This window comes from Streptomyces sp. WG7, from assembly GCF_049975785.1.
In the GTDB taxonomy this organism is placed as follows: Bacteria; Actinomycetota; Actinomycetes; order Streptomycetales; family Streptomycetaceae; genus Streptomyces.
Genome location: NZ_JBNGGE010000031.1, coordinates 1 through 12,713 on the forward strand (window position 1 = coordinate 1; position 12,713 = coordinate 12,713).

Below are 12,713 nucleotides of genomic sequence, written 5' to 3' on the forward strand. Positions count from 1 at the left end.
ACGGTGCCGGCGCCGGCGCCGGCGCCGGCGCCGGATCGGGGTCGTCGCGGAACAGCAGGTGGACGGGGATCTCGGTGGTGGCCTCGTTGTGGATGAGCCGGACGGACCGGTGGCCGGCCCCCGCCGCCCCTTCGGGCTCGGGAGCGGCCGGCGGCCGGGTCTCCGGGTTCGGCCGGGTCTCCGGGTTCGTGGGAGAGGTCGTACTCATGCGTGCTCCAGCCTCCGCGCCAGATGCGTCACGAACGGGGGAACGGGGGGTCACCGCCGGGGCGGACGTCAGGAGAAGAGCCGCCGCCAGGTCTCCGGGCCCGGGTAGCCGTCCGCCGCGCCGCCGCGCCAGCCCTGGGCGCGCTGGAAGGCCTCGACACCACGCCGGTCCGCCTCGCCCCAGCGCGGACCCGGTCCGCTCGTGTAGTACGTGCCGAATCCCCTCTCCACCAGCCGCCTGCCGAGCCGGGTGACGTACGGGTTCTCGGCGCCCGGCCGGAACATCGCCCGGCCGGGGTATCCGGCCACTCCGTGCGAGGCGGGGGTCGCGGCGGACGGCGAGGCGGGGGTCGCGGCGGACGGCGAGGCGGGAGACGTGGCGGGGGCCGTGGCGGCCGGCGGCCCGCCCGCCGCGCCGGCGGTGCCCGCCGTGGCGCTGGTGAGGCCCTTGTAGCGGTAGGGCAGGTACTTGGCGGAGTTGCTCCAGTAGGCGTAGGGCGTCGACTGCTTGCGGGTGTGCGGCGGGGTCTGCTCGTAGGCCGTGTAGGTGGTGTGCGCGGCGTCCGTCCAGCCGCCGAAGATCACCACGTGGGAGCCGTTCAGGGGGTCGGCCGCGTTGTGGAACAGCAGGATGTCGCCGGGCAGCAGGTCCGCCTTCGTGATGCGGTCGGCGAACGTGCCGAGGCTGCCCGTCCATTCGTTCGTGGGCAGCTTCCAGGCCATCGACACATAACCCGAACAGTCCTGCCGGTAGCCGTCGGACCAGTAGGCGGACGTGCTGTACGGCACCTTCGCGGTGACCCAGGTCTGCGCCCGGGCGATGATCTCCGTTCGGGTGATCGCGGCCAGCTCCGCACCGGCCGGGGGCGCCGCCGGCCGGCCGGGCGGACCGTACAGCGGGGCCCTGACCCCCTGGGGGGTGTCAGGCTCGTCACCTGCCGAAACGCCCGGCCGGTGCGGTGCGTGGGCGGCGGCCGGGGCTGCCGCCGCCGGGCCGGCGCCGAGAGCCGAAGCGGCGGTGGCGGCGGTGGCGGCGGCCACGATCAGCGCGCGGCGGGCCGCCGGATGGGCGGGGGCGCGGCCGTCCGGGGAATGCGGCAGGACGCGGCGCCAGTGGCGGCAGCCGGGGCAGTCGCAGTCACTCGCGGGCTCGATCTCCTCGAATACGGGAGCATCCATGCGATTCCCCTCACACTCCCGGCGAACATGTCCGCAGTGGTGCACTTGTGTACATGACGGTCAGTTTCTCAACTGTCTTGTTCACGCGCCTGTTGACGGTCCGAATGATGTACACGGCGGCGGGCGCCGCCCCGGGGGCTCGCGGGGCGCCCGGGAGCGGTCCGGAGCACCTGTCGGCATCCGGTAGAGTTGTGCAGGTCAGCAGGCGCCGCTAGCTCAGTTGGTTAGAGCAGCTGACTCTTAATCAGCGGGTCCGGGGTTCGAGTCCCTGGCGGCGCACCGACGGCCGAAGGCCCCTCGTAGCACACGAGGGGCCTTCGGTGTATCCGGACCCGTGCATCTTGCGATCATGACGAACACCGTAGAACCCTGGTCCGGTTGGGGGGCCGGGTGCCGTGGGGATGCCGAGGGGGGCATCATGCAACCGGGGGTCGCTGTTCCATGTCTATATAAGGTGTGGATGCCGTGGTGACAGCAACCCACCACAGTTACGTCCGTGAAGGTCGAGGGGGACCGGAGCGGGCGATGGAAGCGACGAAACACGCGTGATGCGCGTGTGGGGGGATGACTCATGACGTCGACGCCGACGGGCGCCGGGCAGGACCACGACCCGTCCCAGACCACGCAGCTCCGGGTGCCCGCGCATCGGACCTGGAACACCGGCTCGTTCCGCCGGCTCAAGAAGACTCTGCCGAGGTACGACTACGAGCACTACAGCCGGCTCGCGGGCCCCCTCACCCAGCCCGACCCGAACAAGCCGTACAAGGTGCAGTACCGGTCGCTGATCTCGCAGGAGCCGCACCGCATACGGGTCGCGCTGATGCTGGCCGCCGCCCCGCTGCTGTCGGTCGTACTGCTGGTCTGGCTGCTCCAGCCCACGCACTGGACCGAGCGCGACTACCCGGCCTTCGACTGGCTGCCCACGCTCGACATCGTGATGCTCGTCTCGATCGGCCTGATCGAGCTGTTCCGCTGCCTGAACGTGCTGTCGAACGCGCACGCGACGCTGGTCGCCCGGGACCCGATCCCGGTGGTGCCGGAGACCGGCACCCGGGTCGCCTTCCTCACCTCCTTCGTGCCCGGCAAGGAGCCGCTGGAGATGGTGACGAAGACCCTGGAGGCGGCCGTCAAGATCCGCCACCGCGGTCTGATGCACGTCTGGCTCCTCGACGAGGGCGACGACCCCGAGGTGAAGGCGGTCTGCGAGCGCCTCGGCGTCCACCACTTCTCCCGCAAGGGCGTCGCGAAGTGGAACATGCCCAAGGGCCCGCACCGCGCCAAGACCAAGCACGGCAACTACAACGCCTGGCTGGACGCGCACGGCGACGACTACGACTTCTTCGCCTCGGTCGACACCGACCACGTGCCGCTGCCGAACTACCTGGAGCGGATGCTCGGCTTCTTCCGCGACCCGGACGTCGGCTTCGTCATCGGCCCGCAGGTCTACGGCAACTACGACAACCCGATCACCAAGGCCGCCGAGTCGCAGCAGTTCCTCTTCCACGCGCTGATCCAGCGCGCCGGCAACCGCTACGGCTCCCCCATGTTCGTGGGCACCTCGAACGCGGTGCGCATCAGGGCCCTGAAGCAGATCGGCGGCCTGTACGACTCGATCACCGAGGACATGGCGACCGGCTTCGAGATCCACCGCCACAAGAACCCGGCGACGGGCCGCAAGTGGCGCTCGGTCTACACCCCGGACGTGCTCGCCGTCGGCGAGGGCCCGAACGCCTGGACGGACTTCTTCACCCAGCAGATGCGCTGGTCGCGAGGGACGTACGAGACGATCCTCAAGCAGTACTGGAAGGGCTGGTACTCGCTCCCGCCGAGCAAGCTCTTCAACTACACGATGATGATCATCTTCTACCCGATGTCGGCCCTGAACTGGATCCTGGCGGCGCTGAGCTGCTGCCTGTTCCTGGGCCTGGGCGCCTCTGGCGTGAACATCGACCCGGCGGTCTGGCTGATGCTCTACGGCAACGCCTCCGCCCTGCAGATCGGCCTGTACGTCTGGAACCGCCGCCACAACGTCTCCCCGCACGAGCCGGAGGGCTCCGGCGGTGTGGCCGGCATGGTCATGTCCGCGCTGTCGGCGCCGCTCTACGCGAAGGCGCTCATCGACTCCGTGCTGCGCCGCAAGAGCAAGTTCGTGGTGACGCCCAAGGGCGACTCGGCCAGCCCCGACACGCTGTTCGGGACCTTCCGGTACCACTGGTACTTCATCCTGATCTTCGCCGGCTCGATCACCGCGGGCTTCGTCTACGGGCACGCGCACCCCGCGATGATCATCTGGGCGACGTTCGCGCTGCTGATCACCGCGTCGCCGATGTTCGCCTGGCGCCACGAACTGCGGAAGGCGAAGAAGCAACCGCCGGCCGTGGCGGCGGAGCCCGAGCCGCGGGTCCCGTCGCAGCAGTCGGCACCCGCGGACCCGGCGCAGGCCCACGCGCCGCACGCGCCGCACGCGCCGCAGCAGAAGCCCAGCTGGGCTGCCTCCGCCGACGGAGGCAGCGACCAGACCATGCAGATCGCCCTTGGTGGACTTGGGGGACGTAAGGAATGAAGGACCGTGCCGGCCGCCGCCGCGCCCGTCGCTTCGCGATAGGCACGGCGGTGGTAGTAGCGCTGGCCGGGATGAACGGGCCGTGGCTCTACCGCTTCGGAACCGAGAAATACCACCAGTACAAGATCAATCAGCCGGAGTACAAGGCCGCCAACGGCAAGTGGGAGATCATCGAGTTTCCCGAGGAGTACCGGCAGAACACCATCCACGCGGCGCTGCTGCGCACCGGCAAGGTGCTGCTCGTCGCCGGGTCGGGAAACAACCAGGACAACTTCGACGCGAAGCAGTACGACACCCGGATCTGGGACCCGGTCAAGGGCAGCATCAAGAAGGTGCCGACGCCGACCGACCTGTTCTGCACCGGCCACACCCAGCTCGCCAACGGCAACCTGCTGATCGCGGGCGGCACCAAGCGGTACGAGAAGCTCAAGGGCGACGTCACCAAGGCCGGCGGCCTGATGATCGTCCACAACGAGAACCCGGACAAGCCGATCACCCTGCCGGCGGGCACGAAGTTCACCGGCAAGGAGAACGGCAAGACGTTCGTCTCCAAGGACCCGGTGCTGGTGCCGCGGGCCGAGAAGGTCTTCGACGAGGAGACCGGGAGGTTCCTGCGCAACGACGCGGGCCTCGGCCGGATCTACGTCGAGGCGGAGAAGAGCGGCCAGAAGTACGCGACCGGCACCCAGGACAACTACACCGTCCAGGGCCTGTCGGGCGCCGACGCGCGTAACACGTACGGCATCGCGGAGAAGCTCGCGCTCGACAAGAAGGACTTCCAGGGCATCCGGGACGCCTTCGAGTTCGACCCGATCGCCGAGAAGTACATCAAGGTCGACCCGATGAAGGAGGCCCGCTGGTACCCGACGCTCACCACCCTGAGCGACGGCAGGATCCTCAGCGTCTCCGGCCTCGACGAGATCGGCCAGATCGTGCCGGGCAAGAACGAGGTCTACGACCCGGAGACCAAGACGTGGGAGTACACCGGCAAGGTCCGTCAGTTCCCGACGTACCCGGCGCTGTTCCTGATGCAGAACGGCAAGATCTTCTACTCGGGTGCGAACGCCGGCTACGGCCCCGCCGACGTGGGCCGTGACCCGGGCGTGTGGGACCTGGACACCTACGAGTTCACCAAGGTCCCCGGCATGAGCGACCCCGACATGCTGGAGACCGCCAACACGGTGCTGCTGCCGCCGGCGCAGGACGAGAAGTACATGGTGATCGGCGGCGGCGGGGTCGGCGAGTCCAAGAAGTCCAGCGAGAAGACCCGGATCGTCGATCTGAAGGCGGACGACCCGAAGTTCGTGGACGGGCCGTCGATGGGCAAGGGCACCCGCTACCCGCAGGCCTCGGTCCTGCCGGACGACAGCGTGCTGGTCTCGGGCGGCTCGGAGGACTACCGGGGCCGCGGCGACTCCAACATCCTGGAGGCCCGGCTGTACCACCCGGACACCAACGAGTTCGAGCAGGTCGCGGACCCGCTGGTGGGCCGCAACTACCACTCGGGTTCGATCCTGCTGCCCGACGGACGCCTGATGTTCTTCGGGTCGGACTCGCTCTACGCCGACAAGGCCAACACCAAGCCGGGCAAGTTCGAGCAGCGCATCGAGATCTACACGCCGCCGTACCTGTACCGGGACTCGCGGCCGGACCTGTCGGGTGGGCCGCAGACCATCGAGCGCGGTGAGTCGGGCACGTTCACCTCGCGGGCGGCGCAGTCGGTCAAGAAGGTGCGGCTGATCCGGCCGAGCGCGTCGACGCACGTCACGGACGTCGACCAGCGGTCGATCGCGCTGGACTTCAAGGCGGACGGGGACAAGCTGACGGTGACGGTGCCGGAGAACAAGAACCTCGTCCAGGCGGGGTGGTACATGATGTTCGTCACCGACGGGGAGGGGACGCCTTCCAAGGCGCAGTGGGTGCGCGTGCCGTAGCGCTCCCGCAGGTGGTGACCAGGGGTGCGGGAGCGCTGTGGCTTGTCGCGCAGTCCCCGCGCCCCTGGGTTTTTCTTATCCCTGCGCCAGCTTCAGGGCGTACTCGGACCACCATTCGCCGGCCTTGGGGCCGCCCTTGCACTCGCCGTCCGACTCCCCCGGGCGCTTGACCCACAGGTAGGCGTCCACGAGGGGGTCGGCCGTCTTCGTCGTCGGGGTCTCACCGAGGGCGCGGCCGGGCGGGTTGCACCAGCGTTCGCCCGGGTCGCCCTCCGTGTAGGGGCCGTTGCCGTTGCGGCTGGTGTCGATGACGAAGTGCTTGCCGCCGACCTTGGCGGAGAGCTGCTTGCCGTAGGCGATGGAGTCCTCGGTGGTGTAGAAGTTCGAGACGTTGACCGAGAAGCCGTCGGCCTGGTCGATGCCCGCCCACTTCAGCGGCTCGAAGATCTGGTCGGGACTGCCCCAGCCGGCGTTGCCCGCGTCCAGGTAGACCTTGGTGTTCTTCAGCGCGGAGAGCTTGCCGATGGCGCCCTTGAGGAGGTCGTACCGCTCCTCGTGGAACTGCTCCGGGGTGCAGCCGTCCACCAGGTGGAGCACCGCGTCCGGTTCCAGGATGACCGTGGCGGAGCGGTCGCCGATGCCCTTGGCCACGCCGTCGATGAAGGCGCGGTAGGCGTTGCCGTCGGCGGCGCCGCCGCCCGAGTACTGGCCGCAGTCGCGGTGCGGGATGTTGTAGAGGACGAGCAGCGCGGTGCGCCCGGCCGCGTCGGCGGCCTCGGTGAAACCGCGGGCCTGCTCCTCGGGGTTCTCGGGGCTGATCCACTCGCCCGTCGGCTGCTGGGCGATCTTGCGGATCTGCTCGGCCTGTTCCTTCTTGTCGGACTTCTCCAGGGCCGCCAGCTGCTGGGCCGCGTTGCCGTCGGGGTTGACCCAGAACGGGTCGGCGTCCTTCGGCTGCTGCGTTATCCCGGCGCCCGCGCCCTTGTCCTTGTTCTTGTCCTCGCCCTCCGAGGACGAGGAGCAGCCCGCGAGCAGCAGTGCCGCCCCCAGCGCCACCGCGGACGCTCGCCTCGTGGACAAGGTTCCGGCCCCCCTGCTGCCGTACATCCAACCCCCCTGGGTGCACTGTTCCGAGAGTCAATCCTGACATACGCCTGTGGCACCCACGAGGGTCCCGGGCACCGCCCCGGAGGTTCCTGGGGTTTCGGAGGTCCCGGAGGTCTCGGAGGTAGTGGAGGTTCCGAAGGTTCCGGGAGTCATCGAGGTCCGGTGCCCGTGAGGTACGCCGAGACGACGACGTTGGCCGTGTAGCTGTCGGTGGCGCGGTCGAAGGTGCCGCCGCAGGTGATCAGGCGGAGTTCGGCGCGTCCCGTGCGGTGCGGGCCGTAGGCCTGCTGGGCGTCGAAGCCGTCGCGGGGGAGGACCCGGACGTCGTCGACGGTGAACTCGGCGACCCCGGCGGCCCCGGTGCCGGCGCGGACCACCCGGATCGTCTCGCCGGGTTCCAGGGTGCTGACCTCGTGGAAGACGGCGGGCCGGGTCTCGGTGTCGACGTGTCCCACCATCAGCGCGGTGCCGGCCGCGCCCGGCATCACGCCGGCCGCGTACCAGCCGACGGTGCCGGGCCGGTCGAAGGGCGGTGGTTCGATCGCTCCCTCGGCGTCGAGGCCGCGGGCCACGACCGGGGCCCGGACACCGAGGGCGGGGATGTCGAGCCGCTGCGGCGGGGCGTCGCCGAGGGGCGTATGGGCGGGCGGCAGCGGTACGTCGGGGGGCCGGCCGGCCGCCGCCATGTCGCCGGTGGCCGGCCGGGACACCTCCTCCCGCACGTCGGTGGCCTCGCGGCCCCACAGCCAGAGCCCGAGGAGCAGCACCACCCAGGCGATGCCGGTCACCAGGCGGCCGGAGCCGGTGGCGTCCTGCTGGTCCTGCCAGTCACGCTGGTCCTGCTGGTCCCGTTCGGACATGGTCGGTCAGTCCGTCCCGCGGCTCCGGCTGCGGACGCCGCGCAGCGCGACGGCGACGGCGGCGATGCCCGCGAGGACCAGGCCGGTCACGGTGTGCGCCGTGCCGGGGGGATCGGGGCGGGCCTCGTCGCGGGCGTCGGCGGCCAGTCGCGCGGTGCCGCCGCCGCCCGCGTCGACGGGCGCGACGGGCGAGGCGTGGGCGGCCGGGCGCCGCTGTTCGACGACGGTGACGGTGCCCTCGCGCACGTCGCGGGCGTCGTGCGCGTCGTGCGCGTCGGCGCCGCACGCGACGCGCACGGTGTACGTGCCGGCCGCCGTGGTGGAGCGGATGCTGCTCGACCCGACGAGGACGCCGTCCTGCGCGGACGGGGTGAGCGGTGCGTCCGAGACGAACGCCGCCGAGGCGGCGACGGCCGTCTGCTCGGCGCAGCCCGCCACGCGGACCGTGACGTCGCTGCCGGGCGCGGGTGTGGACGGTGACACCGAGACGCCTCCCCCGCCCGTCGCGTACGCGGTCGGCGCGAGGGGTGCGACCGGTGCGAGCACCGCGGTCAGGGCGGCCCCGGCACGGAGAGTGGCTTTCAGTGAGCCCATCGTGCACCTCCAGTCACCTGGAGACTCCCCCGCGGGGCGGGCCCCCGCATCCTGCGCGGGGGCCCGGTTGCTCCGAACGGGTGGTACCGGGGGGCTGCGGGTTTACCCGGGTTCGATCAGACCCGGTCGACGAGGTCCGCGATCGAGTCGACCACCTTGGACGGGCGGTACGGGAAGTTCTCGACCTGCTCGGGCCGGGTCAGACCGGTCAGCACCAGGAAGGTCTGCATCCCGGCCTCCATGCCGGCCAGCACGTCGGTGTCCATGCGGTCGCCGATCATCGCGCTGGTCTCGGAGTGGGCGCCGATCGCGTTGAGCCCGGTGCGCATCATCAGCGGGTTGGGCTTGCCGGCGAAGTACGGCTGCTTGCCGGTCGCCTTGGTGATCAGCGCGGCCACCGCGCCGGTCGCCGGGAGCGGGCCCTCGGTGGAGGGGCCGGTCTCGTCCGGGTTGGTGCAGATGAACCGGGCGCCCGCGTTGATCAGCCGTACCGCCTTCGTCATGGCCTCGAAGGAGTACGTACGGGTCTCGCCGAGGACCACGTAGTCGGGGTCGTGGTCGGTGAGGATGTAGCCGATGTCGTGCAGGGCGGTGGTCAGGCCCGCCTCGCCGATGACGTACGCCGAGCCGCCGGGCCGCTGGTCGTCCAGGAACTTGGCGGTGGCCAGCGCCGAGGTCCAGATGGACTCGATCGGCACCTCCAGCCCCATGCGCCGCAGCCGGGCGTGCAGGTCGCGCGGGGTGTAGATCGAGTTGTTGGTGAGGACCAGGAAGGGCTTGCCGGACTCGCGGAGCCTCTTGATGAAGGCGTCGGCGCCGGGGATCGGCACGCCCTCGTGGATGAGGACACCGTCCATGTCGGTGAGCCACGACTCGATGGGCCTGCGTTCTGCCATGTGCGGGATCTCCTGCCTGAGCGGTCCTGCGTGCGCCCCAGCCTAAACGGCGGCCCGATCATGGGGAACGGCCAGTTCCCGGGTCAGCTGCCGGTCGCCTCCTTCCAGGCGTCGACGTACGAGGTGAGGTTCTTCTCGATGTCGTCCCAGTCGGGCTCGAAGACCTCCACCCCCCGCTTGTCCTCCAGCACGAGTCCGCGCGGGGCCTGCCGGGTGGTCTCCCGGGCGACCCCGTACCGCTCGGAGGGGTCCCGCTCGGTGGGGATGGCGCTGCCCTCCCCCAGTTCGGCGACCAGACGGTCGATCCCGCGCCTCGACGGCGTAGTACTTCGGCACGCGGCCGTGCTCCGGGATCCCGGAGCGGACGGGGGCGCCCGGGGCCTGGTCGTTCGGGTAGTCCAGGCAGGGATGGTCGCAGACGGGGGTGACAGGGGTGACGGGGGCTCAGGGTGTGTGGGTGTCCGGACTTACCGGAGTGCGGTGACACCTGGGCGTCCAGGTACCCGACGCCCGGGTGCCGCATGCGTCAGCCGGGTGCCGTACCCGTCAGCCGGGCGCCGTACGCGTCAGCCGCGCCTGCGGGCCAGCAGTACGGCCGCGCCGCCGGCGGCGACGAGCAGGGCGGCGGCTCCCAGGGCCGCGCCCGAGCGCCCCGGGCCGGTGCCGGCGAGTTCGTCGGCGAACGGGACACCGGTGCCGCCCTGGTCGTCCGGGGTGGCGGTGGCGGGATCGGCGCCCTGGCCGGTGGGTTCGTCGGTCGCGCCGCCTGGGGAGTCGCCGGGGGAGTCCCCGGCGGTGTCGTCGGTGGGCTTGCCCGCCCGGATGCGGAAGCGGTAGTCGTTCGACTGGCCGATCCACTCGCCGTCGCCGCCCCGGCGCTGGACGACGGCCGCGTTGGCGGTGACCTCGCCCGGCGCGGCGTCGGAGGTGAGCGCGAGCCGGACCTTGACGGTGAGGGTCTTGCCCGGGCCGACGGTGAAGCCGGGGAAGCGGTCCTCCCGCTGCCCGTCACCCTCCGGCCCCCCGGCATCCTCTCCCCTCCCCTCCCCCTCCCCTTCCCCTTCTCCGAAGGCGCCGATCAGCTCGTCCCGGTCGGTCGTCTCGAAGCCGACGGGGCGCGGGCGGGAACCGTCGTAGAACTCCAGGCGGGGCTGCGACGGCTCCAGCGCCCGCTGTTCGTCGACGAGGACGACGACCGGGTGAATGCCCTCGCAGGTGCGGGACGTGGTGTTGGTGAGGTCCAGGTACCAGGTGCCGTAGCCGCCGCCCGCCGCATAGCCGGCGGGGCCGCCGTGGATGCGGGTGGTGAGGGGGAAGGTGTGGTCGTCCGGGGCCGTACAGGCGGGCAGCGGCGCCTGGGGATCCGCGTACGCGGGAACGACGGACGCGGAGGCCACGAGGAGGGCGGCTGTCGCCACCAGGGAGGGGGACGCGGGCGTGAACAGTCGCATAAACACATGAGCGTGCCGGTGGAACGCGGCTTCGGGCACCGCCATTCGGGCCATGACGCCCGGACGGAGGACAACGGAGGACGGACGTCCCTCGATCGGCGACCGACGGCGCGCCGAGCGGCACCGTTTGCGCCAGGCGGCGTGAAAGTGGCGCAATCACGCGTTGCCGCTCCGCTTCATGAGCCGCAGCCTGAGTGCGGGAGCGCTCCCAAATCCCGCCCCCTCGACCTCCCGCATGCAGAGAGAAGGACTCATGGACGCTCTACCTTGTCATATACATGTCTACCACTTATGGCGCCGTCTCCCGCTCGTCCTGACCGCTCTCACCACGGCTCTCCTACTGATCACCTTGGTCCCGTCCCCCGCAGCGGCAGCAACAGCAGAGAAGCTGGCGGAGAAGACGGCGTCCCCCGTCCCCCTCCCCTCACTCAGCGCCACCACCACCCAGGTCGCCTCCGGGCTGAGACGGCCCACCGCGCTCGCCGCCCCCGACGACGGCACGGACCGGCTGTTCATCACGGAGAAGCGCGGCACCGTCCGCGTCTACCACCCGGACACCGGCCTGGCCGGGACCCCGCTGGTCGACATCACCGCGTCCGTGGACGAGTCCGGGAACGAGCGCGGCCTGCTCGGCCTCGCCCTGCCGCCCGACTTCGCCGACAGCCGGGTGCTGTACCTGGCGTACACGGCACTGCCCGACGGCGCGGTCACGCTCGCCCGCTACCGGCTCGACGAGTCCCGCCTGGAGGTCCTGCTCTCCCAGGAGCACGCCGAGTTCAGCAACCACAACGGCGGGCAGCTCGCGTTCGGCCCGGACGGCAACCTGTACTGGAGCATCGGCGACGGCGGCGGCTCCGGCGACCCCTTCGACGCCGGGCAGCGGCTGGACACCCTGCTGGGCAAGATCCTGCGCGTCGACGTGAGCCGTGCCTGCGGCCCGCTCGCCTACTGCGTCCCCGACGACAACCCCTTCGTCGGCACCCCCGGCGCGCGCGAGGAGATCTGGCTGTACGGGCTGCGCAACCCGTGGCGGTTCTCCTTCGACGCCGCCGACGGTTCCCTGTGGATCGGCGACGTCGGCCAGGGCCGCTGGGAGGAGATCGACCACCTCCCCGCCGGGCAGGGCGGGCTGAATCTCGGCTGGTCCTGCTACGAGGGGCTGGAGAAGTTCGCCGACGGGGACTGCCTGCCCGGCGAGGAGTACACGGACCCGGTCTTCACCTACTCCCCCTACACCGGCGGCTGCTCGGTCATCGGCGGCCACGTCTACCGGGGCGAGCGGTACGCCGGCCTGGTGGGCGGCACCTACATCGCCACCGACTACTGCTCGTCCACCGTCTGGGCGCTGCGCCCCGACGGCCGGGGCGGCTACGAGCAGGCGGAGATCGGCGAGATGCCCACCCAGGTGACGTCCATCGGCACGACGGTCGACGGGGAGTTCTACGTGGTGAACGACCTGCCCGGCGGCCTGCACCGCGTGTCGTTCACGCGCGAGGAACCCACCTGCCGGGTGGACCGCGCGGTCACGGCCTGGGGTACCGGTTCGACGGTCGACCTCACCGTCACCAACACCGGCGACGCCCCGGTGAACGGCTGGACGCTCGAGTTCCCGCTGCCCCTCGGGCAGACCGTCGTCTCCGACTGGAACACGGAGCTGACACAGGGGAGCAACACGATCTCGGCGCGCAGCGCCCCGCACAACGCCGTGATCGCGCCGGGCGCGAGCGTCACACTGGGCTACCTCGTCGACCACACCGGTGACGCGTCGCCGCCGCCGCGGTTCATGCTCAACGGGGACGCGTGCGCGATGGGCCGCTGAGCGACAGCGGCGCCGGTACAACGGTCCGCCCGCCGGGAGTACGTTCCGGAAGGCTCCCGGCGGGAGAACCGGAGCCGGGGGGACCGGAGCCGGGGGACGGAGC

Annotated in this window: 9 protein-coding genes, 1 tRNA gene and 2 pseudogenes; 4 read left to right on the forward strand and 8 right to left on the reverse strand. The window is 71.1% G+C overall.

Annotation, left to right across the window (positions count from 1 at the left end):
* Both ACP4J0_RS26160 and ACP4J0_RS26165 read right to left on the reverse strand, forming a co-directional pair.
* Positions 1-208, reverse strand: a pseudogene (locus ACP4J0_RS26160) (hypothetical protein); the annotation flags it as partial.
* 68 nt (positions 209-276) lie between these two features.
* Complete coding sequence (locus ACP4J0_RS26165) at positions 277-1,386, reverse strand: peptidoglycan-binding protein (RefSeq protein WP_426601182.1); 1,110 nt, start codon at positions 1,384-1,386, stop codon at positions 277-279.
* A 205-nt stretch (positions 1,387-1,591) separates the two neighbouring features.
* Between ACP4J0_RS26165 and ACP4J0_RS26170 the strand changes: the two genes are divergently transcribed.
* The 3 genes from ACP4J0_RS26170 (at position 1,592) to ACP4J0_RS26180 (ending at position 5,883) form a co-directional block, all read left to right on the forward strand.
* A tRNA-Lys gene (locus ACP4J0_RS26170) sits at positions 1,592-1,665 on the forward strand.
* Between the two features lie 292 nt (positions 1,666-1,957).
* Positions 1,958-3,949 (forward strand): glycosyltransferase family 2 protein, encoded by a 1,992-nt coding sequence (locus ACP4J0_RS26175; protein ID WP_426601183.1) that lies wholly within the window; start codon positions 1,958-1,960, stop codon positions 3,947-3,949.
* Positions 3,946-5,883 carry a galactose oxidase-like domain-containing protein gene (locus ACP4J0_RS26180; protein WP_426601184.1) on the forward strand — a complete coding sequence of 646 codons (1,938 nt, stop codon included), beginning with the start codon at positions 3,946-3,948 and terminating at the stop codon, positions 5,881-5,883. Before ACP4J0_RS26175 ends, ACP4J0_RS26180 begins: the two co-directional genes overlap by 4 nt.
* Positions 5,884-5,958: 75 nt before the next feature.
* On the opposite strand, the gene ACP4J0_RS26185 is transcribed toward ACP4J0_RS26180, so the two are convergent.
* From ACP4J0_RS26185 to ACP4J0_RS26210, 6 genes and pseudogenes are all read right to left on the reverse strand, one after another.
* Positions 5,959-6,990 carry a glycoside hydrolase family 6 protein gene (locus ACP4J0_RS26185; RefSeq protein WP_426601185.1) on the reverse strand — a complete coding sequence of 344 codons (1,032 nt, stop codon included), beginning with the start codon at positions 6,988-6,990 and terminating at the stop codon, positions 5,959-5,961.
* Positions 6,991-7,139: 149 nt separating this feature from the next.
* Positions 7,140-7,850 (reverse strand): class F sortase, encoded by a 711-nt coding sequence (locus tag ACP4J0_RS26190; protein WP_426601186.1) that lies wholly within the window; start codon positions 7,848-7,850, stop codon positions 7,140-7,142.
* Positions 7,851-7,856: 6 nt separating this feature from the next.
* Positions 7,857-8,444 carry a hypothetical protein gene (locus ACP4J0_RS26195; protein WP_426601187.1) on the reverse strand — a complete coding sequence of 196 codons (588 nt, stop codon included), beginning with the start codon at positions 8,442-8,444 and terminating at the stop codon, positions 7,857-7,859.
* 116 nt (positions 8,445-8,560) lie between these two features.
* Positions 8,561-9,340 (reverse strand): HAD-IIA family hydrolase, encoded by a 780-nt coding sequence (locus tag ACP4J0_RS26200; RefSeq protein WP_426601188.1) that lies wholly within the window; start codon positions 9,338-9,340, stop codon positions 8,561-8,563.
* Positions 9,341-9,450: 110 nt separating this feature from the next.
* A pseudogene (locus tag ACP4J0_RS26205) lies at positions 9,451-9,742 on the reverse strand (GntR family transcriptional regulator); the annotation flags it as partial.
* A gap of 164 nt (positions 9,743-9,906) precedes the next feature.
* On the reverse strand, positions 9,907-10,791 hold the full coding sequence (locus ACP4J0_RS26210) for a hypothetical protein (protein ID WP_426601189.1): 885 nt from the start codon (positions 10,789-10,791) through the stop codon (positions 9,907-9,909).
* Between the two features lie 349 nt (positions 10,792-11,140).
* Here ACP4J0_RS26210 and ACP4J0_RS26215 point away from each other — a divergent pair, with 349 nt between their 5' ends.
* Positions 11,141-12,610: a PQQ-dependent sugar dehydrogenase gene (locus tag ACP4J0_RS26215; protein WP_426601190.1), complete on the forward strand. Its 1,470-nt coding sequence runs from the start codon at positions 11,141-11,143 to the stop codon at positions 12,608-12,610.
* The last annotated feature ends 103 nt before the right edge of the window (positions 12,611-12,713 follow it).

Coding starts and splice junctions, on each gene's coding strand:
- ACP4J0_RS26210 (WP_426601189.1), bottom strand. CDS start 10,791: ATGCGACTGTTCACGCCCGCGTCCCCCTCCCTGGTGGCGACAGCCGCC.
- ACP4J0_RS26175 (WP_426601183.1), top strand. CDS start 1,958: ATGACGTCGACGCCGACGGGCGCCGGGCAGGACCACGACCCGTCCCAG.
- ACP4J0_RS26165 (WP_426601182.1), bottom strand. CDS start 1,386: ATGGATGCTCCCGTATTCGAGGAGATCGAGCCCGCGAGTGACTGCGAC.
- ACP4J0_RS26190 (WP_426601186.1), bottom strand. CDS start 7,850: ATGTCCGAACGGGACCAGCAGGACCAGCGTGACTGGCAGGACCAGCAG.
- ACP4J0_RS26180 (WP_426601184.1), top strand. CDS start 3,946: ATGAAGGACCGTGCCGGCCGCCGCCGCGCCCGTCGCTTCGCGATAGGC.
- ACP4J0_RS26200 (WP_426601188.1), bottom strand. CDS start 9,340: ATGGCAGAACGCAGGCCCATCGAGTCGTGGCTCACCGACATGGACGGT.
- ACP4J0_RS26195 (WP_426601187.1), bottom strand. CDS start 8,444: ATGGGCTCACTGAAAGCCACTCTCCGTGCCGGGGCCGCCCTGACCGCG.
- ACP4J0_RS26185 (WP_426601185.1), bottom strand. CDS start 6,990: ATGTACGGCAGCAGGGGGGCCGGAACCTTGTCCACGAGGCGAGCGTCC.